General features: G+C 59.1%; 21 protein-coding genes and 4 pseudogenes. 14 read left to right on the forward strand and 11 right to left on the reverse strand.

Annotated features, from left to right (window positions below; genetic code table 11):
• Nucleotides 1-22: 22 nt before the first annotated feature.
• The 5 genes from ACZ5YV_RS08245 to ACZ5YV_RS08265 all read right to left on the reverse strand — a co-directional run bounded on the left by ACZ5YV_RS08245 (nt 23) and on the right by ACZ5YV_RS08265 (nt 8,241).
• Nucleotides 23-604 (reverse strand): GNAT family N-acetyltransferase, encoded by a 582-nt coding sequence (locus tag ACZ5YV_RS08245; protein WP_464787196.1) that lies wholly within the window; start codon nt 602-604, stop codon nt 23-25.
• A 245-nt stretch (nt 605-849) separates the two neighbouring features.
• Entirely contained in the window at nt 850-4,764 is a 3,915-nt protein-coding gene (locus tag ACZ5YV_RS08250; RefSeq protein ID WP_464787197.1) for a rhamnan synthesis F family protein, read from the reverse strand.
• Between the two features lie 48 nt (nt 4,765-4,812).
• Nucleotides 4,813-5,763, reverse strand: a complete 951-nt coding sequence (locus tag ACZ5YV_RS08255) for a phytanoyl-CoA dioxygenase family protein (protein WP_464787198.1) — start codon at nt 5,761-5,763, stop codon at nt 4,813-4,815.
• A 3-nt stretch (nt 5,764-5,766) separates the two neighbouring features.
• The gene (locus ACZ5YV_RS08260) at nt 5,767-6,498 is read right to left on the reverse strand and encodes a DUF5672 family protein (protein WP_464787199.1); all 732 of its coding nucleotides are present in this window, start codon (nt 6,496-6,498) and stop codon (nt 5,767-5,769) included.
• Nucleotides 6,499-6,621: 123 nt separating this feature from the next.
• Nucleotides 6,622-8,241 carry a glycosyltransferase family 2 protein gene (locus ACZ5YV_RS08265; RefSeq protein ID WP_464787200.1) on the reverse strand — a complete coding sequence of 540 codons (1,620 nt, stop codon included), beginning with the start codon at nt 8,239-8,241 and terminating at the stop codon, nt 6,622-6,624.
• Between the two features lie 197 nt (nt 8,242-8,438).
• Here ACZ5YV_RS08265 and ACZ5YV_RS08270 point away from each other — a divergent pair.
• From ACZ5YV_RS08270 to ACZ5YV_RS08285, 4 genes and pseudogenes are all read left to right on the forward strand, one after another.
• Nucleotides 8,439-8,649 (forward strand): annotated as a pseudogene (locus ACZ5YV_RS08270) (transposase); the annotation flags it as partial.
• Nucleotides 8,650-8,988: 339 nt separating this feature from the next.
• Nucleotides 8,989-9,408: a hypothetical protein gene (locus ACZ5YV_RS08275; protein WP_464787201.1), complete on the forward strand. Its 420-nt coding sequence runs from the start codon at nt 8,989-8,991 to the stop codon at nt 9,406-9,408.
• Nucleotides 9,409-9,619: 211 nt separating this feature from the next.
• Entirely contained in the window at nt 9,620-11,089 is a 1,470-nt protein-coding gene (locus tag ACZ5YV_RS08280) for a Fic family protein (RefSeq protein ID WP_464787202.1), read from the forward strand.
• 274 nt (nt 11,090-11,363) lie between these two features.
• Nucleotides 11,364-11,792 (forward strand): hypothetical protein, encoded by a 429-nt coding sequence (locus ACZ5YV_RS08285; protein ID WP_464787203.1) that lies wholly within the window; start codon nt 11,364-11,366, stop codon nt 11,790-11,792.
• Nucleotides 11,793-11,818: 26 nt separating this feature from the next.
• On the opposite strand, the pseudogene ACZ5YV_RS08290 reads toward ACZ5YV_RS08285, so the two are convergent.
• The 5 genes and pseudogenes from ACZ5YV_RS08290 to ACZ5YV_RS08310 form a co-directional block, all read right to left on the reverse strand.
• Nucleotides 11,819-12,709, reverse strand: a pseudogene (locus ACZ5YV_RS08290) (IS3 family transposase); the annotation flags it as partial.
• Complete coding sequence (locus ACZ5YV_RS08295; RefSeq protein ID WP_464787204.1) at nt 12,710-12,850, reverse strand: hypothetical protein; 141 nt, start codon at nt 12,848-12,850, stop codon at nt 12,710-12,712.
• Nucleotides 12,847-13,671 (reverse strand): transposase, encoded by an 825-nt coding sequence (locus ACZ5YV_RS08300; protein WP_464787205.1) that lies wholly within the window; start codon nt 13,669-13,671, stop codon nt 12,847-12,849. The genes ACZ5YV_RS08295 and ACZ5YV_RS08300 overlap by 4 nt, the downstream gene beginning before the upstream one ends.
• Entirely contained in the window at nt 13,638-14,075 is a 438-nt protein-coding gene (locus ACZ5YV_RS08305; protein WP_464787206.1) for an IS110 family transposase, read from the reverse strand. The genes ACZ5YV_RS08300 and ACZ5YV_RS08305 overlap by 34 nt, the downstream gene beginning before the upstream one ends.
• Before the next feature lie 221 nt (nt 14,076-14,296).
• Nucleotides 14,297-14,539, reverse strand: a pseudogene (locus tag ACZ5YV_RS08310) (transposase); the annotation flags it as partial.
• 61 nt (nt 14,540-14,600) lie between these two features.
• Between ACZ5YV_RS08310 and ACZ5YV_RS08315 the strand changes: the two are divergent.
• From ACZ5YV_RS08315 to ACZ5YV_RS08360, 10 genes and pseudogenes are all read left to right on the forward strand, one after another.
• Nucleotides 14,601-15,008: pseudogene (locus ACZ5YV_RS08315) on the forward strand (IS66 family transposase); the annotation flags it as partial.
• A 359-nt stretch (nt 15,009-15,367) separates the two neighbouring features.
• On the forward strand, nt 15,368-15,832 hold the full coding sequence (locus tag ACZ5YV_RS08320; RefSeq protein ID WP_464787207.1) for a (2Fe-2S)-binding protein: 465 nt from the start codon (nt 15,368-15,370) through the stop codon (nt 15,830-15,832).
• Nucleotides 15,825-17,948 carry a xanthine dehydrogenase family protein molybdopterin-binding subunit gene (locus tag ACZ5YV_RS08325; protein ID WP_464787208.1) on the forward strand — a complete coding sequence of 708 codons (2,124 nt, stop codon included), beginning with the start codon at nt 15,825-15,827 and terminating at the stop codon, nt 17,946-17,948. The genes ACZ5YV_RS08320 and ACZ5YV_RS08325 overlap by 8 nt, the downstream gene beginning before the upstream one ends.
• A gap of 62 nt (nt 17,949-18,010) precedes the next feature.
• Nucleotides 18,011-18,343, forward strand: coding sequence for a c-type cytochrome (locus tag ACZ5YV_RS08330; protein ID WP_464787209.1), 333 nt, complete (start codon nt 18,011-18,013; stop codon nt 18,341-18,343).
• A gap of 224 nt (nt 18,344-18,567) precedes the next feature.
• Nucleotides 18,568-19,536 carry a LysR substrate-binding domain-containing protein gene (locus ACZ5YV_RS08335; RefSeq protein WP_464787210.1) on the forward strand — a complete coding sequence of 323 codons (969 nt, stop codon included), beginning with the start codon at nt 18,568-18,570 and terminating at the stop codon, nt 19,534-19,536.
• A 164-nt stretch (nt 19,537-19,700) separates the two neighbouring features.
• Nucleotides 19,701-20,417 (forward strand): substrate-binding periplasmic protein, encoded by a 717-nt coding sequence (locus ACZ5YV_RS08340; protein WP_464787211.1) that lies wholly within the window; start codon nt 19,701-19,703, stop codon nt 20,415-20,417.
• A 1-nt stretch (nt 20,418) separates the two neighbouring features.
• Nucleotides 20,419-21,072: an amino acid ABC transporter permease gene (locus ACZ5YV_RS08345; RefSeq protein ID WP_464787212.1), complete on the forward strand. Its 654-nt coding sequence runs from the start codon at nt 20,419-20,421 to the stop codon at nt 21,070-21,072.
• Nucleotides 21,069-21,794 (forward strand): amino acid ABC transporter ATP-binding protein, encoded by a 726-nt coding sequence (locus tag ACZ5YV_RS08350; protein ID WP_464787213.1) that lies wholly within the window; start codon nt 21,069-21,071, stop codon nt 21,792-21,794. Before ACZ5YV_RS08345 ends, ACZ5YV_RS08350 begins: the two co-directional genes overlap by 4 nt.
• A 285-nt stretch (nt 21,795-22,079) precedes the next feature.
• Nucleotides 22,080-22,445: a cupin domain-containing protein gene (locus ACZ5YV_RS08355; protein ID WP_464787214.1), complete on the forward strand. Its 366-nt coding sequence runs from the start codon at nt 22,080-22,082 to the stop codon at nt 22,443-22,445.
• Nucleotides 22,442-23,860 (forward strand): NAD(P)/FAD-dependent oxidoreductase, encoded by a 1,419-nt coding sequence (locus ACZ5YV_RS08360; RefSeq protein ID WP_464787215.1) that lies wholly within the window; start codon nt 22,442-22,444, stop codon nt 23,858-23,860. Before ACZ5YV_RS08355 ends, ACZ5YV_RS08360 begins: the two co-directional genes overlap by 4 nt.
• A gap of 302 nt (nt 23,861-24,162) precedes the next feature.
• Here ACZ5YV_RS08360 and ACZ5YV_RS08365 read toward each other — a convergent pair whose 3' ends face one another.
• On the reverse strand, nt 24,163-26,160 hold the full coding sequence (locus ACZ5YV_RS08365; protein ID WP_464787216.1) for an NAD(P)-binding protein: 1,998 nt from the start codon (nt 26,158-26,160) through the stop codon (nt 24,163-24,165).
• Between the last annotated feature and the right edge of the window lie 18 nt (nt 26,161-26,178).

Raw genomic sequence — 26,178 nt, forward strand, 5'->3', positions numbered from 1 at the left:
TCCATTTTTCTGTCGGTGGCCATCAGGTCGACCGGCCCATCGCCATTAGAGCACGGGCGCGCGGGATAAAAACGGAGAGATACTCGGCCCGTAGTATTCCTAAGACGACAGCGTCCTGCGCGCCACCTTCCGTTCTGTAATGCTCCCTTAGCCGCCCTTCCTCGACCATCCCCAAATACTTCTGCCATTTGACCATCAGCGTATTGTCGGCGGAAATCATCCCGTGGAGACGATTAAGGCTTAACGTGTTGAAAGCAAAGTCGTAAACCAGCCCCATCGCTTCAACAGCAGCGGGCACGCCCTTAGCCTTCTCCTCGTCGCCGATTAGAAAGCGTCCGGTTTCTGCGCGGCTGTTTCGTTCGTCAATGTCGACCAACGAAAGCATCCCGATGGGCGAGCCGTCCTTGAGCTGGATTATCCAGTTGTGTTCGCTGCTGGGCCGACTGGAAATCCAGTTCGCCTGCTGTTCGACCGAAGCCGCCCCCGCGTTCAGATACCTGGCGCGATTGCTCTGTCGCCACTGAAGAGTGATTTCGGCATCATCAGGCGTAAGCGGTCGCAGATCGACATATCGACCAACTAGGGTCTGATCTTGACGGTTCATTGGTGTCCCCGAAAGGGTTGTTTACATAGGCGCGCCTTAAAAGCTTCCATACGCAGTTGCAACTTACTTGCACGGACCGATATCGCCGGAGGGATGCTAACGCGGTATCGCAAGCGTCCTGCCAAAAATCCGATCATAGCGGACCGGCCTATGACGGTTTGCCAAGTGCAAAGTCTGGTTTCTCTCGAGAGGTCCGCCGGCCCTTGCGCCAGTGTCTCATGTGGCCTGTAGGTCGGGCTTAGTGGTCAACGGCGATACCACGCTCTTTCCTCAGGCTCCGCGACCAGATCCATGCGGCTGCGCGAAAGAGCAGGATGCGACGCAGGGTCATCATCGAGCCAGCGGGACCAGCGCGAAAGAAACAGGGCAACCTCTTCGCCGGGCGGATTGCTTCGTCCGCGCGACGCTTTTTCGGTGTGAATAAATTGTGCATCCGGATTATAGACGATTCGATAGCCCAGATTGCGGATACGCAGGCACAGGTCCACGTCGTTGAATTCCAAGCTGAAACGCTCTTCAAAACCGTTGACCTGATCGAGGATCGAGCGACGTGTCGCGAATATCGCTCCTGTCACTGCGGACCATTCGCGCTGGGCGAAGGCCCAATCCTGATAAGTCTTTGCATGCGCAGGCCACCCCAGCCAAGCGTGAGCGATCGTGCGCAGCGTCGGAAACATGCCGGCATGCTGGATGCTGCCGTCTTCATAATAGAGGCGCGCGCCCACGCCTCCCACGCTGCGGTCCACAGCAAGGCCAATGAGAGCTTTCAGCCAACCCGAATCACAGGGGATCGCATCATCGTTCATGAAAACGATCTGTTCGTCTCCAGCCTCGCGCCACAGACGATTCATTTTGGCCGCGTAATTGAAGCGCTCTTCGGACGCCCGCAGTGTCTCGATCCGCGTCAATTTAAAGGGCCAAGTCCTCTTGATCCATTCAGGTTCTCCGGCAATATCATCGCCGACGATCACCGTCAGCAGGTCCATAGGCCAATCAGTTTCAGATAATCGCTCAAGGAGATGCTCGACATAGCTCTGCCGTGATCCAGGCCTGAGCGTTCGCCGCGTGGGAATGGCGAGCGTTACGGCGGGGTAGTCGCCGTCCGCGAACCGACAGCGTTGTACCAGCAAACCAGGGACATCAATACTGTCGAATAGCTCGACTTGTGAAAACCCCTTTCGAGCCACCAGCGCAGCGCGGCGATCCGCGGTGCCAGCGAACGGTCGGGTTCCGTTGAAACCGACCAGTACCTCAGGAATACGCGTGATCGCTCCGCCCACATCGGCAACTTTCAGCACCAAATCGTAGAGAGCCGCCGTTCCGCGCACGGGGTTCAGGCCGCCGACATGGTCATAGGCCTTGCGGCGCACAATAACTGGCGCCCCGATGTAGTCCTGCGCGACAAGCAGCGTCCGGTCGAAATCAGGCTTGAGCCGGACACGGTCCGAAGCGTCTCCGGCAGTAGCAACATCGTCGGCGTAGAACAGGGCAACGTCCGGCCGACTCGTAGATGCCGCTAGAATTAATTTGCCCGCTTCTGGCGAAATGCATGAACTGCCCGGAGCGAAGACGAGCCAGTCGCCAGGCCGACCAACGGGTAAGGCATCCCCACTCCAGGAAAGGTCGTCGTTCACCGCCACGGGAACCAGGCCCTCCTGACCAGTGAACTCCGCGAATTTCGGAGCATGGTTAAGATTTACTTCAATCTCGGGCACCGTGGGCATGATGAAAGGTGCACGCGACGTGGGCGTCGAAACCCGGTCGCCGCTGTCAGTGATCAGGTCGGCGAAACTGGCGTGAATGGCCTTAGCCACGGTCTCGTAGGACAGCAGGTCAGCGATCCGCGCCCGGCCTGCCGCAGCCACTGTATCATTACCCGCGTCTACTACCTGAGCTACTTCACAGAGGGTAGCAGCCAATTCGTCCTCGTCGATCCTCGCCCAGCTATGCCCGGCTAGATAGTGGCCATGGCTCTGTTCCAACGTCCATGGCTCCGCAGCGACCGGATAGCCGGAAGCGGCATCCACGAAGTCACGAGTTCCTGCAAAGTCGGTGACTACTACCGGCACCCCTACCGCCATCGCTTCGGCGACGGTTAACCCGAACCCCTCCGAACAGTGCGGCGAGGCATATATATCGACCGCCGCCAGAAGGCTGGTCACTTCGTCTGCGTAGAGCGACACTTCGACGATCATCACGCCCGTAGTACACTCTACCAGATCGGTCAGCGCCCTGCCCACGTCCGGGCGGTTATGCAGGTGCTTGGTCTTGAGCAGAAGAACCCAGCCCTGCGCTGCAAGCCCAGAGGCGGCAAAGGCGCGGATCAACGCTTCGGGGTTTTTGCGGACGAGGTAGCTGGCGCCGTCGAAGATATAGAGGATAACACGGTTCTTGGGGTCTACGCCGAATCGGCGCAGCACGCTTTCGCGATTTGCGCCGATTCGTGCGGGGAGCCGCACGGGGTGATGCACCACATCAACTGGCAGGCAGGCCTGCGCGGCGAAAATGTTCGCACAGTAGGAACTGGGCGCCCAGATGCGGTCGACCGAATGTAGATCATGCTGCCAGCTTTCCGGGATCGTATCGGTTTCCCAAACCCAGTAGCCGATACGCATCTTGGCTGACCGGATGATCCGCCGTTGCTCTTCGGTAAGCACATTCCAGGAGTCAGGGTTCAGGTGGATAATCGCGATGTCTGGGCGGCCTTGAAAATCGAGTGTTTCAACGGCAGGACATATTAGTCGGTGGATATTGAACGGCTTGATGACGGGGTAGCAGTTCATCTGCACGTCCGTGTGCCGCAGCGCACAGAGTATCTCCCTGCTGGCAGCGCCCAAGCCGCTGTCGTAGTTCCAAGGGCCGAAATACGCGATCCTTAGCTGATGATCAGTGGAGATCGCATCATACCGGTGTGCGTCGATCAGTAGCGCATTACCGCCGCCTGCAGGTAGCGAAGATATTTCAGCAGCGCGCAGTGACGCCCGTACAAGATCGATGTCGAAACCCGCCTTTTCGAGAACTTGCGGCCAGGTTTCCTGTAACTCGCGAAGCACCTCGTGCTGATCGGTGACAGCCGCAAACTGCTTTCGCAGTATCAGCAGCTTAATGAACGGAAAACCCTCCTCTATCAGTTCGCGCCAACTGAAAAAAGTTGGATTGGCAGAGTACGCACCCGCGAACAGCGCTTCGACTGTCAGCCCCCCTGCCTGCATCCGCGAGGCGAAAGGCACCTCGAGTGTGCGGATCACCTCATCCTTATCGTCGATTAAAGGCATGTCGCGCATGAAGTGCTGGAACGGCCAGGAACTCAGCGCTTTAGGCTTGAAAGCCAGGAAGTAGCTTTGAACATGCCAGCCATACTCATGGTTCGCGGTGAGGGCTGCGATGTCTGCCCGGCACGTACGGACGCGGTCCATCATTGCACGAAACACTTCGGTATTGGCCGTAGGCACAACGCTATCGTTCGTCATCACCAGTAAACCTGCGCCATACAAAGTTGGGTATAACTGAAAGGCGTGCGCCCAGGCTCCGAAATCATATCCGGCATTGTCACGCACAATGATGCCGGCAACGGCATTCACTTCCTTGTCGAGCAGTTCCAGCGGTTGATCGGCAATGGCGACGAGCAGAACAGACAAACCCGTGCCAGAAAGTTGCTCGACATAGGGCAACACATGGGGCTTCAGTCTGCCTGCCGGCGCATGGGTGACAAGGATAGCCGCATCATTGCCCGGTGCGAGAGTCAGTTCCTTTACGATGACATGACGCAAACCTTTGGGCTGACCCGCATAATAAAAGCCAGCCCTCGTGCACTGGCGCCCTTCGGCACGGCCATGTAGGATATAATGCAAAAGTGGATTGAGCCCGGACACGCCGACATCCGGGTAGGCCGTCAGGTAAAATCGCGTGTCAAAATTAGGTCCCGGATCACGTCCCTCTTTGTATCCGTGATGCAAGTAATGAAAAATCGCCGTCTGCCCCTCAGAGATGATATCGGGGTAGGTCTTCTCATACCAAACTGCATCAAACAGGCCATCTTCCCGATTGGCATTCGTAGCAATCAACGCGCACAGCTTTTCAAAAGCTTGCCGCTTCTTGTTCCTTCTTCTCTTCTTGATGCCAGAAAATAGGAACTTCTTGATCTTTTTACCAACGCTCATCGTGAAGAATGTCCTAAATAAAATTCTGGCGTTAAATACTTTTGACCTTCATCTGATTATCCGCTTAAAAAATCGATCCAATCGTGAAGACCGACGATCGATCTCGACCAATGCCTGATCTTGCACTATCTCACCAAGATAACGGCTTGGTCGGCTCAACCCATCATTAATTGCTCTCAGATACCGTATATTCAGCTTCCCAATTGCCTCGTCGGAGAAAGCCGGCGTATAATAGATGCAGTCCTCAAAATAATAATGCGTCACCTGGGACCAGCGCGTTATGCATGGGTTGGTCTGCCGACTACCGCCATGCAGCAGGTTTGCGCACCAGATTAGAGCCTGTCCCTTGCGCGGCAGGAACACTTCTTCCTGCGCACCATGAGCATGACACAGCGCCTGCCACGCCGGACCATAGGGATCCTGCGCCGAGCGAAGCTCGCTGCCATAGCCGCGGCGCCTGATTAGGCTGTTAGTTACGATCGGCCAGCGATGCGATCGGGGATAATAGAAGAGCGGCCCGGCGTCGGGTCCGATATCCTCCATCGCCAGCCACACTCCACACATGAACCGTTCGGGCAGGCTGGAAAAATGGACCGAATCAGAATGCGCCTCCTGCTGCGTGCCAACAGGAAAGTTCAGCGTCTGGAAGGGGAAGGCGCGGCGTCCATAAAGCTTACTGAGCAGATCCAGGACGGCCTCATTCGTAGCAATAGCGCGCACATCCTCGTCGAACATCCACGCATCCTGGATACGACGCTCCCCCGTCGTTTTGTCACCCTCCGGATTGCCGAAATCAATCCCATAGCGAGGCGAGAGGTTGCGCTTGATGCGGTCAATCCGGGCATCCAGATCGGCATCGGGAAAGTCGAATATCGCATAACCCTTTTCATATAGGCTGGTGCCGATCCGATCTTCCTCGACGGTCAGCCCCTGCAACGCCTTGACCGAAGGAAACAAAGGGGACTCGATCAGCGGCATACCGGGGAAAAGATTGGACACAGCCTATCGAGCCTTTCTGTCAGACGATTGAGAGATAGCGAGGCATGTACCGCCTTTTGCCCTGCCAAAGCGATGTTTCATATGATCGGCCACCATTCGGATCACGCGCATCCACCCGCCAGGGCCGTGCCTTACATCCTTCAGGATGCTTGAAAAATCATGCTTTAACGTTCCACGGTCATCAAGGTCGCGATAAACGCGCCAGAAAGCTTCGGTACCGATGGCACGGGGCATGTTCCATACGCCGTGATAGCCAAAGCTGGTTTGCAGATCGCCTGTTCGCTCGGTCGCAAATAGGTCCGCAAGCTCGGAGGAAGCAAAAAGCATCCCCCTTCCCTCCAGCCATTTGCGATTTGTCCGTCCTATGGCAATGTCTTCGGGATGCGACGCCTGGAATTGCAGGTCGCGACCCGCCTCCATCAGCCGGCGGCTGCGCAGGGAAAAGCCGCCATTGCCGACATCATGACCATCATCGAACTGCGGCCAAGTCGCGCCGATATAGTCATAGTCAAGGAATTCGGGCCGCCATCGCCCCGCATCGAGCACATGGCCGTCCCATTGCGCCACCAGGCAATGGGGCGTGTCGACATGATCTACCATCCGCGTCAGCAGAAATTCTGAATAGGCGGCAGAGGAACCGAGCCGGGAGATCGGCACGATCGAAATAGCGGGATTCTCGGGTTCAATGGGCGCGTCTGTGAACAACTTGCACGCCCCAAAATCGATTTGGGCCATACTGGCCTCCAATGCCCGCAACGTCGCTTTAACATTCACTGATGTCGCAGCGCATAGGGTCACCTGTGGCAAGGCGAGGCGATCGGAGGCTGGGGTTTTGCGGCGGGCCACCGTGATGCGTCCCTAAAGCCTGATCACGAAGCGTTCGCTGGCACGGCTCAGCTCAGGATGATGAAATGGGTCGATTGCCCCCTCTGTGCTCCACAACTGCTGAAGCGCGGCCAACTCCCCTGCAAATCGTGCCGCTCCTATGGGGTCGCGATCGAACCCGCGTGAAACGGATTCATGGTGGATCAACGTAGCACGAGGTTCGTAAAGCGATTGCCAGCCCCGCTGGTTCAAGCGCAAGCACAGGTCCACATCGTTGAAGGCGACTGAAAAGTTACGCTCATCCAGGCCACCAACGGCCAGGAAACGATCGCGCATCACCACCAAACAGGCGGCGGTGACGGCAGAGGCGAATTGTGGCAAGGCATGGCGCCGGAAATAGCCCTCTTCATCCGGATGGAGGAAGCGGTGAGCGTGGCCCGCTCCTCCGCCCATACCGATTACGACCCCGGCATGCTGTATGCGCCCACCTGGATAGAGAAGGCGTGCGCCGACCGCACCAACATCGTCGCGCACAGCTTGAACAGCCATAGCGGCAAGCCAGTTCGACTCCATCACCTCGATATCGTTGTTCAACAAACATAACAGACGGCCCTGCGATTGTGCGACGGCGTGATTGTTGATTGCCGAATAGTTGAATGCGCCTGCATAGCGTAAGACGCGATATCGCCTCGGATCGAGGCCAGCCAAAAAGTTCAGTGTCTGGAGATCGTCGCTGTCATTGTCGACGATGATCACTTCGATGTCGGGATAATCCGTTATGGCGATGCCCTCCAGACATGTGCGCAGCAGGTCCACACGATTGCGCGTAGGGATAATAATGCTGACAGGAGGCAGATCCCGCGCCTGCATAGCGGCGGCTGTCGGCGCCTGTGGTTTGGGGCGCTTGCGGCGGTGGTGCAGTATCTTCCTTAGGTGCCACGGCGCGTTCTTCCCCACCGCTTCACGGACAAGCGCCCGAAACCAGTCATCCGTCGGCGCCAGAGCTACCATCTCCTGCCTTGTTGTCCGCAGGATGCAGGCACCCGACAGATAGTCGAAATAGCGAAAAAGTTCGCTGTTCCAGTCAGGTTTGAAATGTGGCGCACAGCGTCGATCCGCCTTGTCCAGCAGGTCGTCATCGGCATAGACCAGATGGGCATCGGTCTCGCGGACCGCCGCCCGATAGGCGGCAGCCGCTCCCGGTGCGACCCGGTCCCCTGCGGTGATCGGCATCAGCCAAGGATCTTTGCTCCAATCGATCTGCCGGGCGATTTCAATCGCGGCGGACAAATCATCCGGGTCTATCAGTAGCGCCGCCATACCTTCGGCCGCCAGGCTGTTCAGGGTTTCCTGCAACCTGCCCTGCTCTACCCTGCCATCAACCAGAGCAATGATTGGCGGTGCAGCTTCTCTGCCATCTTCGCTAGATGGCGTGACATTTTCCTGTAACAGCCACAGTTCATAGGCCCTTTTGGAATGACCCAGCAAACGGGCAAACTGGCTGTGTGAACGCAGCTTTTTACGGCGAAGGCGCCACCACAGGGCTTCGAGATAGGCTCGGGGAGACCAACAGAAGGCATCGCAGTGGACAGATAAGTTCAACGACAATTTCAAACGTCTCGCGGAATATTGATCTGTCTGAACCTGTTTCATGGCGAACTGCGACTAGCGGATTGCAGGAAATCGAAAAAGGAAAAACGTCGGTCACCAATCCGATGGCATAGAGTCAACGCCCCTTCTACTAGCTGACCTACCTCCCGCTGCATCCCTTGATTTAGATGTAGAGCCCGTCACTCTAGAGAGCAGACGATTGAGGAAAGAGCCGTTTCATTGAGGATCGGATTATCGGCATGAGCAAGGAGCAAGAACCGGGGCTCCCACGGCCGAGGTCTGCGGCAAGCATGGGCTGAGCCCAGCAATGTTCTACAAGCTGAAGGCGAAGTATGGCCGTCTGGAGGTGTCCGATGACCGGGGGCTGCGCCAACTCGAGCACGTAAGCTCAAGCGGCTGCTGGCCGAGAGCGTGGTTGACGACGCGATCCCGAAGTCCCGCTGCGGCCAAATGACCGCTGGTCGATGGACTTGGTTGCCGAAACGTTCGGCGCTTGCCGCCGGCTGCGCTTCCTCGCGATCAATGAGGACTTTGACTCCCGGCGTAAGCTGGCTCTTTGGAGACACGACTACAACAACGTCATACCGCACTCGTTTGTGGCGAAACCGAACACCGGCACGAATACCAAACCAGCAAACTCTCGTCATGCCTGCGGGACCAGCGGGGAGGGGGCAGCCGAAGGTTGGGCTCATGATCCCGCATCATTCTCGCCATCCGCTTGCGCATCTCAACGGGCCTACTTGACCAGCCATGCTGCAACTGCGACTCTAAGTGGAAGGAGGTATCCCAATGGTTGATCTGAGCGAATATTGGGCAAGCGATTCCAGGCATTCCGATAAGGCGCTGATCCAAAAGGAAGAACTTCCCCTAACCCGCCGCCTTGACATCGCCAAGGCGCTCAGACCACAGTGGACGCACATCGAGGCATCAGAAGCTGGCGGCGCGACCAACACGCCACAGATAGATGGCGTGGAAGCATCGTGCGCATTGGTCACGCCCTCTGCTATTCGGCAGGATGGGGCAGATGGAGCACCTCCAGGGAAGGGCAGGATCGGCTCGACCGACACGCTCCTGACGCCGCACAACGTTCTCGACCGGTTCCGCATGACCACTGCGGAGCAGGCGAAATGGATGCGGCGCGCCTTCAAGAAACATGGTCTGCCATTCATGCATGCGTGCGGTCAGATCCGCCCGACGGAGACAATATAGGGTTGGCTCTCCTGGAAAAGATCACAGGTTCTCCGTCCGCACCCGTGGCACGAATATAAGCGAGCGCTTCCACCAGATCGTCTCCCACTAAAGCGCTCACATTTTATAATCGATCTTGAATTACAGATGGCATTGGTAATCGTTTTCGCATCACGCTATGCGTTCTCGCATGAGCGAGGGTATAAGTGACCACCGGGCTATGTTGGGCCATATGTGGCTGCGGGCGGCGTTCGCACCGCAAAGTCCGCCGCCCTATACAGAAAGCTATCTCGTCGCGGGTGCGCGGCGCACCGAAATGATCGCTGGGCGCATCGTCGAATTCTACCCGCGCTCCTATGCTACCGGTGACGATATCGTCGCCAACCTGCGCTTTGCCCTGCGATATGAACCTCTGGATCTGGGCGTGCTGGCCGCGGTTTTCGCCGCCATGGACACCGAGGTCGTCGCGGCATGGGTACGCGCTGAACCAAGCGGCAGCTATGCCCGCCGCGCCTGGTTCTTCTGTGAGTATCTGACGGGCGAACGGCTCGACGTACCGGATGCCGTCGCCGGCAACTATGTCGAGGCGCTCGATTCGCACAAACATGTCGTCGGGGCGCGGCGGAACTCGTCGCGGCACCGCGTCATCGACAATCTGCTCGGCACGCCGGACCTGTGTCCTACGGTTCGCCGCACAGCGAAGCTGGAAGGGCAGATCGGGGTTCATATCGACGCCGAAGCACGCGCGATCATCGAGCGTTACGACCCGGCGGTGCTCGCCCGGGCGGTCCGATATCTCTTCACCAAGGAGACGCGCTCGTCCTTCGCGATCGAGGGCGAGGCGCCCAGCCCGGATCGAACCGAACGGTTCGTCGCGGCGCTGCGCTCAGCCTCCAGCTTCGACACGGACGACAAGGACGCAATGGTGCGGCTGCAGAATTCGATCGTCGATCGCCGCTATGCCGCTACCGACTGGCGCAATTTCCAGAATTTCGTCGGCGAGACGACCGTCGATTTCCGCGAGGAGATACATTTTATCTGCCCCCGGCCCGAAGACGTCCCATCGCTGATGACCGGCTGGATGGCGCTGACGGCACGGATCCTCACCGACAACATCGAGCCTGTCGTTGCGGCGGCGGTCGCGGCCTTCGCCTTCGTCTTCATCCACCCCTTCGAGGACGGCAACGGCCGCATCCACCGCTTCATCGTCCATCATGTGCTGAGCAAGACCGGTTTCAGCCCGGACACCATGATCTTCCCGGTATCGGCTGCCATCGTCCGCGATCAACGCAGCTATGATGCGGTGTTGGAAAGCTTCTCCCGGCCCCTGTTCAGCGCGATCGAATGGGGCTGGACCAGCGACCGCGAGATCGCGGTCCGCAACGACACCGCGCGGCTCTATCGCTTCTTCGACGCCACGTCGGTCGCCGAGTATCTCTATGACCGCGTGGTCGATACCGTCCGCACGGACCTACGCGAGGAACTGGGCTTCCTGGCGGTGTTCGACCGCGCAATGGAAGGAGTGCGCGCAATTGTCGATATGCCAGACCGCCGCGCCGCGCTGCTGATCCGCCTGATGCTTCAGAATGGTGGACGGCTTTCCAACAGCAAACGCGATCGCTTCGACGAACTGACCGATGCCGAGATCGCCGCGATGGAGCAGGCGGTACAGCGAGCGCTGGCCACGACACCTGACGTGTGAGATCGATTATCGATCTGTGAAAATAATTAAATATCAGGCACCCGATCGAGATTCGGTTACAGGGAAGCTGTAAGCCTTTAAAGCTGCGCCTCCGAGCTGCAGGAAAGCCGGTCTCGCGCCGGTCAGGTAGCGGATCGATCCACCCGCGACTTGGGTGACGTCATTTGATCGGGGTCGGTCTGCTTGGGCCGCCAAGCGACCAACCTATTCATGTCGCATGCCAATTGATTATCCGCGGCAACAATGCGACTCTCCATCTAAGGAGGCAATTTCGATGACCCAATTGGGCAAATACTGGGCAAGCGCCCCCGCCAACCTTGCCAACCGCATGGAAAACGGGCCAGAAATCCTAACCAACCCCTGTGTTGACATCGCAGGGGTCGCAAGTTCAATCCTTGCCACGCCCACCATCGAAAATCCCGTGAAACCAACGATTTGGCGGGGTTTTGTTTGCATGAAGAAACGCGGTGGACTTGGCCTAGCCCCCAATTTTTCTGGGCAATTTTGGGGAAATTCCACCCTAGTTAGACAAATTCCGAGCATGCAAATGCGGGGCGAACCCAGCGAAATCCCGATTCGTTTGCGCCGTGTAGATGTGGTCGCGCAAAGCCGCATGATGCCCCATCATCGATCGATGGACGGGTCGTGCCCACCGTTGCGCATGCGACGCATATTACGCCAGCGAAACGGCATGGACTTGTAACGGTTTTGCGCCGGTCACCTATCTCATTATGCCACCTTGGCTTCGAAGGCGAGCGGGCTGATGCCGCCCAGATATGAATGGCGGCGACGGGTGTTGCAGAAACCATTGATGTACTGGAATATGGCGGCTTCCGCCTGACGCCGCGTTGGCCAGCGCTGCCGCCAGATGAGTTCCGCTTTCAGGGATTTGAAAAACGTCTCGACGGAGGCATTGTCGTAACAATTACCCTTGCCGCTCATCGATGGACGCAGGCCATAGGCCTGCAATTTCTTCTGATAGTCGTAAGAACAATATTGGCTACCGCGATCCGAATGGAAAAGGCAGCCCTCTGGTGGCTGGCGCAGGCGCACCGCCAGGTCCTTCTTCATCCTGTCGCTGACAGCCCAGCCCACGACGCGGCGGCTGTGCAGGTCGAGAATGACGGCTAGGTAGAGCCAGCCTTCTGACGTCCAGATATAGGTGATGTCCCCGGCCCATTTACGGTTGGGGGCATCGGCGGGAAAATCACCGTCCAGCCAGTTTGCCGCGACGCCGAGACGATGGTGGCTGTCCGTCGTAACCTTATGCTTGCGTGTACGAACCGGCTTTATTCCGTTGATGTTGGCTACGCCGCCCTTCGGGTCATCAGGCGTCCGACCCGGCGCTCACCAACATCGAGCCCCACCTCTTTCAACTCCATCGTCATCCTCGGACGACCATAGCTGCCCAAGGCTCAGGCTATACTGCTCCCTGATATGGGCCAGCACCTTCATGTCCGTCCGCTCCCGATGACTGATCGGACGCGAACGCCAGGAACGATAGCCGCGCTCGCTCACCTGAAGGACACGGCACATCAGCTCCACCGGCCAACGATGCCGCCAGCTGTGCACAAAGGCGAACCTCACGGCCTTTGGCTCGCGAAGAACTGGGTGGCCTTCCTAAGAAACAGCCATATCGAGCTCCGGTGGCAGTTCCTGGAGCGAGAAGCCGAAAGCCTTGGCGCGGCGCTGAAGATTGCCGATCACCCGGCTGCGATACCGTTCTTCATATTGGGTGGCGCCGGGATCATGATATGTCATGCCGTGGCGCAGGCTGTTGTAAAACAGCACAGCGATCTTGCGGGCGGTGGCTGTGACCGCCTTCGCCTTTCCTGCACGCGCTGACAACCGCCGATAAAACGCGCCCAGTGCGGTGTCGCTGCGGCCCAAGGTGGTTGCGGCCAGGCGGAGAAGTGCCGCCGCCCGGCTCGATGATCGCCGGGTTTTCGAGGAGAGCAGTTGCCACCCGATATCTTGTTGCCGGGCGCCAAGCATAGCCATGACGTAAAATGCTTTGAGCTGGGCCATGCCGCCAGGTCAGTGCCACACTCCCCGACCAGCTTGAGCGCCAGAGATGGGCCGATTCCGTGGATCTGCGTCAGGTCCACCCCCAACACGCGATAGAGCGTGGACCGGACCTCGAAGTCAGGTGCGTTCACCTGCCGCTTTTTGGTCCGGACTTTGGGGAGGTTCCGCACATCGTACCCTTTGCCGACCTCAAGCGCCTTGAGCGCGACCTCCAGCTTCCGATCACATTCGAGGATTTTAGTCTGGTAAAAGTCGTACAGAGCCAGGGACTGACAAAGGGCGAAGATGTGCTCGTCCCGCCAGTTCCCCGACAAAGCCGCACAGATTTTCTCCACCGACGCATGGCAACGGACGTCGCGCATTTCCGCCAGTGTGACAGGCGTACGTTCCCCGGCCACAATGGCCCTGATAATCCGCATACCCGTGACACCGGTGATGTCGGAGACGACATGATGGAGTTGCACATTCATCTCCATCAGCGCCTTCTGCATGTGCTGGATATGCGAGGCGGCATATTCGATCAGCCGCTCGCGCTGCCGGAGATAGGCACGCATGGTCGCCACGCCTGCCTCGGGTCGGAAGCTCCCCCGCAACAACCCATAGCTGTGGAGGCGTTGCAGCCAGGCTGCATCGCTGACATCGGTCTTTCGGCCCGGGACGTTCTTGGCGTAACGCGCGTTGAGAGCATGACGTGAAAGCCGTGCGCCTCCAGCACTTCATAAGCAGGAATCCAGTACACGCCGGTGGATTCCATCGCCACGCTGGTGACGCCGCTGGCCCTGAACCAACGGGCCATATCATGCAGGTCGCCGGTGAATGTGCCAAATGCCCGTACGGGATTGCCGTCAGCCTGCGGATTGATGGCCGCCATGTGCATGGTTGAGCCGATATCGATGGCGGCAGCGCCAGGGTTGACCATCGACAATGCGCCCAAGCCCGGTGATTTTGCTCCTGTCATTCCACGTCCTCCTTCAAAGCGGAGGGTATGGGCTATGCCAACCGTCATCTTCCTAACCGGGATCGCCGCAGCACGACGTCACCACTCTCAAGTACGCAAATGCCCACGGACCACGTTTTTTAACGGGGTATCACGCCTCCAATAAGCAAACGGCCGCGACCCTCCTGGCGAACACCATAGCATGGCCCGTTTCTACCGCGCACAGGCGGGCTCAGCCGGGGACCGTTTTTTAGCACTTCCCTCTCCTCCCGGAGCACGCGGTTCTCAAGGCGAAGACGTTCATTCTCGCGGGCCAGATCTGCCTGCGGCGCTGAAACCAGATCACTGGGCCGATACTGCGACACCCACTTGTTCAGCGTCGACTTGCCGACCCCCAAATCTGACGCGACACGCTCCCGCGGCAACCCGCTGGTCAGCGCAATGCGAACCGCCTCCTGCTTGAACTCTTCGCCATGCTTGATCATCTCGTCGGTCTCCTTGAACGAGCTTTAAACTCTCAAGTGACCGGCGCAAAACCGTTACAAGTCCACACCACTGGTGGCCGAACTGGAAGAATGGATGCGGAACAACCGGTCGAAGCTCTCGAAGAACAGCGATGTGGCCGAAGCCATGGATTATTTGCTCAAGGCATGGCCCGCCTTCACCGCCTTCCTCGGTGACGGCCGCATCTGCCTTCCCAACAACGCGTCGGAACGCGCGCTCAGAGGCATCGCATTGGGCAGAAAATCCTGGCTCTTCGCTGCTTCGGACCGCGGCGGTCAGCGCACGGCCTTCATGCTGAGCCTCATTGGCACGGCGAAGCTCAATGACATCGATCCGCAGGCCTAGCTTGCCGACGTCCTTGCCCGCATCACGGACATCCCTCAGAACCGTCTGCACGAACTACTTCCCTGGAACTGGGACGGTACGGCGGATCAGCGCGAAGCCGCCTGATCCGCGGCCTTCACCGAAAGCATACCCTAACCGGGAATTTTTCACCAAATTCGGACCAGTCTCCAGCGAGCAGGTCAATCGCTTACCTGGGACGGGTATGGAAGGCGCCGTTTGCGCGATGGCTTTCATCATTATGCCCTGATCCCTCGCCGAGCGAAGGCCGCAGCTATGCACAACATGCCGGACGTATCTGTCCAATGGGATGCAGATACAGACTGGTATTCGGTAGACAGAATAGGTCCCTTGATGGTGACATTCACGCACCCGTGACGAAAGATTTGGCACCGTCACCAGGATTAGGGATATGCCAGTGTAATGCCGAACCAGCTGTCGCTGGTATCTTATTCGGAATGCGCCACATGGATCACAAAATCACCGTGAATGGCCGGAGCATATCGGTCGAGGCGGACGAAGAGACCCCCTTGCTGTGGACGTTGCGGGAGCAACTTTCATTGCGGGGTACCAAATTTGGATGCGGGCTGGGCCAGTGCGGCGCGTGTACGGTGCTGGTCGATGACAGCCCTAGTCGCTCATGCGTAACGCCAACAGCCTCCATCGGGGACACGAACATAGTCACGATCGAGGGCGCGGCTGCGGATGCCGTGGGGCGGAGAGTGCAGTCTGCATGGGAAAGACTGGCCGTCGTGCAATGCGGATATTGCCAGAGCGGCCAGATAATGGCTGCCATCGCACTGCTGAAGTCCACGCCCCGGCCGACTGACGCCGATATCGACGCAGCGATGACCAACTTATGCCGCTGCGGCACCTATCCCCGTATCCGGGCGGCGATCCATCTTGCAGCGAAGACCGATAATCATGGATGATGCATCCCGCCCCGCTTTCGGCCGACGGCACTTTCTCGGTGCGAGTGTGATGGCCGGGGCGGCCCTGGTGATCCCGGTGCGATTACTGGCGAAGGTCACAGCGATGCCGGGAGAAACCGGATTCGCGCCCAATGCGTGGGTCACGATTCTTGCCGACGGGTCGGTCGAGATCACGATGGCACATATTGAAATGGGTCAGGGTGCTCAGACCGGACTTGCAATGCTGGTCGCGGAGGAGTTGGACGTCGCCATGAACGCAGTGCGCCTTCGGCAGGCTCCGGCGGACGAAGAACGCTACGGGCCGCAGATAACGGGCGGTTCCCAGTCGATCCGAAGCGGCTGGCTCCCAATGCGGCATGCCGGAGCGACGGCGCGAGCGATGTTGGTCGCCGCAGCTGCCGCGCGATGGTCCGTAGAGCCGGAAAGCTGCTCGACCGCCAACGGGGTCGTGCGCCACGACGCAAGTGGCCGCAGCGTCAGCTATGTGGCCTTGATCCCTGATGCGGCGAAGCTGCCCGTGCCCAGTGATGTACCGTTGAAGAAACCGGCGGATTTCAAGCTGATCGGACGCTCCAGCCCCCGCGTGGAGAGTATCGCGAAAATTCGGGGCGAAGCCGTATTCGGCATCGACGCGGCCGTGCCAGGTGCACGCATTGCGACACTGATCCAGTCCCCGGCGTTTGGCGGCAAGCTGGTGCAGCTGGACGATGCGGCCGCCAAGGCGTCACCGGGCGTCAGCCAGATTGTGCGGCTGGACGATGCTGTTGCAGTCATCGCCGATACCATGCCGCACGCGCGGCAGGCGGCAGCTTTGCTGAAACCGCAATGGGACAATGGGCCGTCCGCGGCGATCAATAGCGCCGCGATCCGGGCGTCGTTGCTCGCGGCGCTTGAGGCGCCGGGAGCCGTCGCCAGCAGCGTGGGAACACCGGGTGCGGTGCCGGGCCGACGCATAGCGGCGACCTATGAGCAGCCGTTTCTTGCCCATGCACCGATGGAACCGATGAACTGCACCGTTCAGGTCACGAACGAACGATGTGACATCTGGACCGGCACGCAGGTGGCGACCGTAGCGCGCAAGGTCGTCGCCGGTCAGCTTGGCCTGCCGGTCACCAGCGTCATGCTGAACGTGTATCTCATGGGTGGCGGATTCGGCCGTCGGCTTGAGATCGATGGCGTCCTTCGGGCCGTGCAGATCGGCCGTCAGGTGGCCGGACCCGTCCAGATAATCTGGTCACGGGAGGAGGATATGCAGCACGACATGTACCGGCCCGCTTATGCGGATCGTATTGAAGCGGTCCTTGACGATCACGGTCGGCCGGTCGACTGGATGCATCGCATCGCCGGTTCCTCGATCGTAGCGCGCCTGTATCCACAACTGTTCAAGGGCGTGGACAGCGACGCAGTGGAATGCGCTGCAAAGCCGCTTTACGATCTGCCCAACCTCAAGGTCGAGTTTCAGCGTGTCGAATCCGGGATTCCCACATCCTGGTGGCGCGGAGTCGGCGCCACCCGCAGCCTATTCGTCGTGGAAAGCTTCATCGACGAACTCGCATTTGCGGCGAAGGCAAAGCCGATCGCCTATCGCCGTGCCATGCTCAGTGACCAACGTGCGCTGGCTGTTCTGGACCGGCTCGAAGCCATGATGACCGCGCCAGCCAACAGGACCTCCGCTGGCGCATGGGGGGTGTCGCTGTTCCATGCGTTCGGAAGCTATTGCGGACTGGCAGCCCATGTGTCCCAGGAGCAGGGTGGTATAAGGGTACGCAAGGTGCTGGCGGCGCTTGATTGCGGGAGGGTGATAAATCCCGACCTGGTCAAGGCGCAGATTGAAGGCGGATGCATCTTCGGCGCTGGGGCGGCGCTGTCTGGCGAGATCACTATTGCCGGTGGTGCTGTCGAGCAGAGCAATTTCGCTGATTTTCCGATGATGACGATGGCGACGGCACCGCAAGTGGACGTCGAGATTCTGGCGAGCGAAGCTGATCCCGGCGGGGTGGGCGAGGTCGGGACCGCCGGTATCGCACCCGCCATCACCAACGCCATTTTCGCGTTGGGTGGCAAAAGGGTCCGCCGCCTGCCGGTGTCGCCGACAATGCCGGTCTGGTCTGCATGAGCGTTCAACGAATGAGGTATGTCAGGGTGATGCATAAGAAATTACTGGCTATAGGTGTGACCATGATCATGTCGTCGGCGGGAGCGGCCGCTCAACCTGCGGCTGCGGGCGCAGCAACGTTCAAGCAGCGGTGCATGATGTGTCATACGGTCGCACCCGGCGCGAAAGGCGCAGGGGGACCTAATCTGGGCGGGGTCGGCAATAGACCGGCTGCCAGTACCGCTTTCGCCTATTCCCCTGCGTTGAAGCAATCAAAGGTGAAGTGGACGGCCGAAAATCTCGACAGGTTCCTGACGGCACCAAGCAAGATGGTGCCGGGCACGCGTATGTTCGTCGGAATTCCAGACCCCAAGAAGCGTGCGGAGGTCGTGGCCTATCTCCTCTCGCTCAAATGATGAGGGGTTCCGCGGGCACCGATGACCGCGGCGGAATACGCCGCGATCGCGCAACGTCTGCCGCTGCTCCACGGACCCGACTTCCTGGATTACGCTCGTTTCAGCCTGACGCAAAAGCGCGTTGTCAAGCACGCCCCGCTACAGCATAATCGGTCGCCCAAGTGGCTTCGCGATGTTGTTGTTATGCGATGGGGGGAAGCTGCAACAGCTTCGAGGGCTGGATTATGAACCAAAAGATCGACACCGAGGCATCGTTGCGCCTGGTGCGTTCGCAAAAGGCATCCATCCCACCTTTTGCGGCGCTCAGGGCGTTTGAGGCGGTCGGGGTCTGCGGAGGGATCAGGCGCGCGGCTGCTGCCTTGTCGGTGGATCATGCCGCCGTCAGCCGTCATTTACAGGCGCTAGAACATTGGACCGGCATGACGCTGATAGAAAGGGTCGGCGGAGCTTATGGCACATTGACGCCGCAGGGGCGGATTTATCATCAACGGATCAGCGCGGCGTTGGCTGAAGTGGCGCGTGCGACCCAGGATCTGATGCGCCGCGACGATGATTCCCGCCTGCGCTTGTGGGTGGCGCCCGGACTTGCGTCGGAATGGCTGACGGGCAAGATCGGCGAATTCATCAAGCGCCATGCCAAGATAGACCTGGAACTGCAACCTTCGGAACATACACCAGATTTCGGCGCAAATGAAGCCGATGCATATCTGCACTATGTTGCGGACGGGGCTATCGATCCAGCCTTGCCGTCATTGCGTTCGGTCGAGATCGCCAGACCGCCGATCCTGGCGGTCGCCAGCCCGCAATTTGTCGAACTGACGGGCGTGATCCGTACCCCGGCGGCGCTCGTCGGCCAGACGCTGCTTCATGAGACAAGCCACGATCAATGGCGAAAATGGTTTGCGCTGCACGGTCTGGCCGAGATCGGGCCGCTGACTGGACCCAAATTCTTCCAAGGGCACCTTACCTTGTCGGCCGCGCGGCAGGGGCAGGGAATTGCATTGGCCAATGCATTGCTCGTCGGCAATGATATAGCCAACGGCCGCCTCGTGTCCGTAGGGCAGTTTCCCGAGGTATTCCTCGGAAGCTATAATTTCACGGCGCGCCGGGATTGCTGGCGGACTACTTCAATCGCCAGCTTCAGGCGTTGGCTCGAAAACGCCATTGCGGAAACGTGGTGCGGTGATTCCTAAACACCGGAGATCGGGATTTTATCATCTGGCGGCTTGCAACGCACTCCTTACTCTTGGAGCCACGATGAGGGGCATGGTTGTGACTAACGCCGAGACGATTCTTGAACGACAATTTGTGTGAAGTTCCGATGGATCGGCGAACGCTGTTGACCTCGGTCCTTGGCATGACCGCCTTGAGCGCGTGCGGCGGGCGCATCCGGGATCCGAATGAAGTGATTATCGGCTCTTCGCCGACCGGCGTTCCATTCAGCTTCGTCGATCCGGCCACGAACGCGCTAACGGGATCGATCGTCGAAATCGCGCAGGCCGTCACCGATAACCTGTCTCTTCAAGCGGAAATGCGGATCACGCCCTTTTCGGCGTTGCTGCCTTCCCTCCTGGCCCGCAAGATCGACGTCATCGCCGCAGCCATGCTGCGCACGCCCGAGCGGGAGAAGGTCGTGGCGTTCAGCGATCCGGTTTACGCCTATTCCGCCGCGCTGGTCGTACCTGCGGCCGACCGCCGCATGTATCGCGACCTGCACGCCATCCGGGATCTGCGTGTCGGCGCGCAGGTCGGGACGCGTTTCGTTGACCAGTTACGCGACGCAGGCGTGCAGAATGTCTCGACCTATGACGGCCTGTTCGACATCCTCCGCGATCTCGACAATGGCCGTATAGATGCCGGTTACGGCGATGAACCCATATTGCGCTATCAACTTCGGGTAGGCCCAAGGCGCGCCGTCAGGCTGGTGTCCGGCTTTCAGGCGCCCGCGCGCGAAGAACTCTGCCTGATATTACGCAAGGACGACCCCCTGCTTCATCGCGTGAATTCGGCGATCGAGCATATGAAGAATGGGCGATTTCTCGATATTGCGCGACGCTGGAAGCTGGAGGGTTGATTTGAGGGAATTTCTTCCGGACGCTGTGCAGTTCATGCCGCTGTTGCTGCGTGGACTTGGGACGACAATCTTGCTGACGCTGTGCGCGTTGGGATTGAGCCTGATGCTGGGGATGATCTGGGCGCTGATGGCGCTTTCATCGTCCAAACTGTTACGCCTGATCAGCGTTACGATCGTCCAGATCGTGCGCGGCATCCCGATTATCGTTCAGCTGTTCTGCGTCTATTTCGTGCTTCCCGAATTCGGCATCGATCTGCCGCCTTTCATGGCAGGCGTGGTCGGACTGGGCGTCGCCTATTCGGTGTATCAGGCCGAGAATTTTCGCGGAGGGTTCGGATCGGTCGATCCTCTATTGGTCGAGGCCGGATTGTCCCTAGGCATGAGCAACGGCCTTGCTTTTCGCCGGATCGTGTTTCCGCTGGGACTGCGAACCGCCCTCCCCTCCCTCGGCAATACCACGGTGATGCTGCTGAAGGATTCGTCGATCGCATCGACCATAACGATCGCGGAATTGACCCGGGCGGGCCAGCTTCTGGCTATATCCACGTTCAAGAATGAAACGGTTTATCTGTTAGTTGCTCTGCTGTATCTGGCTGCAAGCCTGCCCCTTGCGGCTCTGGTCCGCCTGTTCGAACGCCGGATGGCTCGCGCATGATCCGCCTCTCTCAGGTGACCAAGCATTTTGGTGCGAACCACGTTCTCCGGGACGTCAGCTTCACGATCCCACAGGGGCAAGTGGCCTGTCTCATCGGTCCTTCGGGTTCGGGAAAATCGACCGTATTGCGCTGCATCAACGGTCTGGAGCGTCATGACGGCGGCGAAATCGACGTTCTGGGGCATCCGGTCACGGTGGCAAATTATCCCAGCATTCGCCGCCAGGTGGGAATGGTGTTTCAACGCTTCAATCTGTTGCCGCATCGAACCGTTCTGGAAAACATCATTGAAGGGCCGGTTCAGGTACTCAAGGAAGAACCGGCTCAAGCAAAAGACCATGCGATGGCTCTGCTGGAACAGGTCGGTCTGGCCGACCGGCATGGGGCAATGCCAAGCCAGCTTTCCGGGGGACAGCAGCAACGCGTGGGCATTGCGCGGGCATTGGCGATGCGCCCGAAAGCCATATTGTTCGACGAACCGACCTCCGCCCTCGACCCGGAGCGGGTGGGTGAAGTCCTTCAGGTGATGAAGTCGCTGGCGGAAAGCGGCATGACGATGATCGTCGTGACGCATGAAATTGCTTTTGCCCGGGAAGTTGCCGATCGCGCCATTTTCATGGCAGACGGGATCGTGGTGGAGGATGGGCCGGCGCGACAGGTTCTGGAAAATCCGCAAGCGGCGCGGACCCGGCAATTTCTGGATCGGGTCATCAACCCTTTTTAAGTATCGACCAGAACCCGACGCGAAGCTTCAAACCCGCACGACATCGTGTTTCGGGAATGCTGAACTCGTGACTGCCTGATCCGGTCATAATGATTTCCGTAATATTGGGTCCAATCTCCTTTGGGGAAGGAGGTGAACGGCCCCCATGCGGTTTGGATCAACAGATTTCGTGCCCATCGTGCTCGCATGGTGATTGGTGCTCACCGGTATCGAAGCAATACACAACTGTCACGCGAGGGACGGAGGGGGCATCGTTCAGCGACATCAAAATACGGATATCGCCTAATGCCAGCTGTCTTGTTCGATCCGAAGACCCTTCTCGATACGGCAGGACCGTCGAAAATCATTACGCCCCGACTGTCCGATACCGTCCTACGGGCTCGTTCGGCGTCGATAACTTCCGGTTCCAATCCCTCGCACCGTTTTGGCGTATGGGAGTGCAGCCCAGGCCGTTGGCGCCGGGAAGTGCGGCAGGCTGAATTCTGTCATTTTCTCAGCGGGCGCGCCACGTTCACACCAGACGACGGACCTCCACTGGAAATCGCTGCAGGAGACGTGGTCCATTTTTCTGCATCGACGCAGGGTGTCTGGGAAACACATGATGTCTGCGTCAAGCTATTCATCGTCTATGACGAGGGCATCGGACAGTGACCAAGTCGCGCGCCGTTTCCAATAGCTCGGAAATTCAAACGATCACAGGCGACTATTGGCTGTCTACATCTGGCGATGATCTGAAAGTGCGTCCCGCATTAGAGGGTGACGCTCTTGTCGATGTTGCTATTTTGGGTGGCGGATTTTCCGGTCTGTGGACCGCCTTTTTTCTACTGACCGAGAATCCCAGCCTCCGTGTTGCAATCGTCGAAAAGCATTTCTGTGGCTATGGGGCATCGGGCCGCAACGGCGGCTGGTGCTCTCCGCGCTTTCCGGTGGATGCTGGCCCCCTTATCCGGCGATATGGCATTGACCTGGCGCGTCAGACGATCCTTGCTCAACAATGCTGCGTCCAGGATTTCCCTGAACTCCTCGCCAGGGCTGCTATCGATGCCGATTTTCGCCGAACCGGGCTGCTAAGCCTTGCGCGAAGCCCGGGGCAGATGGCGTCGCTTGTCTCGACCTTCGAAACTTTCGCTAAGCTCGGACTTTCGGCTGACAGCCAGCTGCTGGGTGCCGATGAAGCTTATGAAAAGGTTCATGTCACGAAATTGTCGGGCGCGTTGCGATCGATTCACGGGGCAAGCATCCATCCCGGCAAGCTGGTGCGCGGGCTGGCGCGGGCGGTCGAGCGAATGGGAGCGACAATCTTCGAACAGACACGCGCCTTGACGATCCGGGGTGGAGACGATGCGGCGATCGTCACGGAGCGTGGCGCCGTTCGCGCCCGGCGTGCGGTCGTGACGGCAGGGGAGGCGTATATGACGGATATGCCCCAATATCACCGTGATGTGCTGCCGATGTCCTCGATGATCGTGCTGACGGCACCGCTGACGACGGCGCAGTGGGACGCTATCGGCTGGACCGAAGGTGAGTGTCTGAGTTCGCAGGTCCATACCAAGAATTACCTGACACGTACGCGCGATGGCCGGATACTCTATGGCAGCCGAGGTGCGCCGTATCGCTTCGCATCGGACATGGCGGAACGCGCGTTGCAGGACGAGGAAACCTTCGCATGGATGCGGTCCAGCTTGAAGGAATGGTGGCCCGCTCTGCACGACATATCGTTCACCCATTCGTGGGGAGGCTATCTTGGCATTCCGCGCGACTGGATGCCTTCGGTCAATTTCGATCCCGTCAGCCGGATCGGGCGGCTATATGGCTATACGGGTCGCGGCGTCGCAACGAGTGCGATGTGCGCGCGCCTGCTGGCGGGACGGATCGGGGGATGGACCACGGGCCTGGAGGGCCTGCCGTTCCATCGACGACAGGCGCCGCGCTGGGAACGGGAGCCGCTGCGGTGGGCAGGCGTTCGATATACGCAGAACGCGCTGGGGCGGGTCGATGAGGCGGACGATCAGGGTCGAGCACCGCCGCTCGATGCACGGCTCGCCGAATATCTGACCTCGCAATGATCGCGGGAAGGGGCGCCGCTCATGCGGGGGGCTTGATCCTGCAGATCATTTTTATGTTCAGAAATTCATCGATCCCCTAACGCGAAGCTTCGCGCCAAGCCGGATTCCTTTACGCCACCGAATAGCGCCATCTCTGCCGAGATAGGGCCTGTGTTCAACCCGGTCATGCCAATTCCAGCGCCGGGATGCCCCGGTCCTCCGGGCGCCGTCACGACTAAGGACAAGCTATCGCTTGTCTGACGACCCAGCGTGTACGCCAGCTCGGTAGAGGGCGCCCGCCCTCTACCGCCCAATCCCACTGATCAGATGCGTGTGCCCCATGGCCATTCATGGAGCGCCTGCATCACATCCGTCACAATTTCGTTTACGGCCCGATGCGCTTGATCGAATGCCGCCTGGGTGAGGCAGATCGCGCCCGCATCGGAATTGGCGATTGCAATTCGGCCGACACGTTTCCGGCCGACGACCCACGGCCGATCTTCGGGCGCCCAGTCCGGGTCATATAGTGAATTGGCGCAGGCGGCGTAGCCGTGGGGATGACGGTTGACGGTGATCGAAACGATATCCCGATCAACGTCGAAACCGACCGGCCCGAACGCGGTACGGAACAGATCGCGCGTCGCCGCCTCGATCGTTTCGATATCCGTCGCCAGCAGTTCCGCGCGCCCTGCCCGGAACTGGTCCTTCGCGTTCAAACCCGGGCTGGTGGGAACCTTTGAAAGATGAATCGGCATGGGATCAAAAGGCGTCTCGGCGGGCCGATATCCCCCAACCTTGGAGGGCCAATCCACACCGATCGTGTCCCACCAGAAAGTGTTGCCGGGACAGCTGACGGAACCGATGCCCAGCTTGGCCAGCATTTCCCAATTGCGGACGACGGCCGTCCCGTACACCAACGGCATCCGCACCGCATTGTGCAGCGCCGCTTTCTGAGGCTCCGGTATTTCCGGAGCGATATAGGGGATGATCGCGTTGTAACAGGCCATGACGACGGCATCTGCACGCACCATTTGCGCTTTGCCGTTACGGATGTAACTAATCTCCACGCCGGTCGACTTTTCCGGGGTTCCGCTGTGTACCACGCGCCCGACGGTGCTGCTCAACCTTATCCGAACGTCATGTTCCGGCCGGTCCAGCTGGCTGTAATCGGTGCGGGTGAGCACCGAATCCTCTTGCGTGCTGCCAGGCAGCGCCGAGGGGATCAGCCACCTTATCAGCAATTTTGCCAGCCCGTGATTTCCATCCGGGAAATGAATGTCGTCGCCCTCGCCTTCAGGTAGCCAGCTTTGCGGCCTAGGCATCTCGATCCCCAGCTTGGCGAAACCGGGCAAGCCACGCTCGAATGCGTGCATGGCACTGATCGTATCAATACCGGCTGCCCCGTTGACGCCACTGTGGATCTCCTTGATCATCATGGTGATGACTTCCGGGTTCACCTTCACATAGCGGGTGAGATAGTCGGCATAGCTAGTCTTTTGCAGCAAGGCGGCCTTTTCGGTCGCCGACATGCCCGCAAGATAATCCACCGGCCGCGTATTCAAACGAAGCAAGTCGTCCTTTGTACGCTGAGACAATGGAGCCTTGGCCAAAAAGGCGGACCATGCCTTAGGGTTCGATCGATCTGCGCCCTCAGGAATATTGACCACCAGCTTGTCGACGCCGAATGTGGCCTTGTCGAACAACACGGCCCGTTTAAGGTTGAATGCCGTATCGAGGCCGCGCCAGACGCTGCGAGGTCCCGCCGCCGCCCGAAAACGTTTAATATCTACGCCTACATCCGTCAGCAGCTGGCGTCCCTCGGCCGTGTATGCGTGAGGGCTGAGGATGTACATCGTCCCGCCATAACCGAGCACGGTACGCCCATCGACATCCGTCTCGTTACGGCGGGCATGGCCACCAAAGTCATCGTGATTGTCGAGGATCAGGATCTTCGCTTTGGGAAACTTCTTTTTCATGAAGTAGGCCGAAGCCAGTCCGCTCATCCCGGCGCCGACGACGACAAGGTCATAACGCTCGCCAATGTCGGGCGCTCCCTTGAGTGCAGAGCCATCGCGAATGGCATGGGCCGCTTCGAACGAACCAGGGTGGCTGCCACGCATTCCCGTCAGCGTTGGTGGGTAATAGGTGCCCGTTGGCAACGGCGACAACGATGCGGGCGGCTCCGTTGCCGCCTGCGCGATCGTGCTGATCCCGGTGCCGCTGAGGATGGATGCTCCCCCAACAAGAAATCCGGCACCGCCAACCAATTGGCGGCGGGACAAACCCCGCTCACGGCCATCTTCATGTTGATCGTCGTTCATGATCGCATCCTTGGCTCT

The organism is Sphingobium sp. TomTYG46 (genome assembly GCF_055396345.1).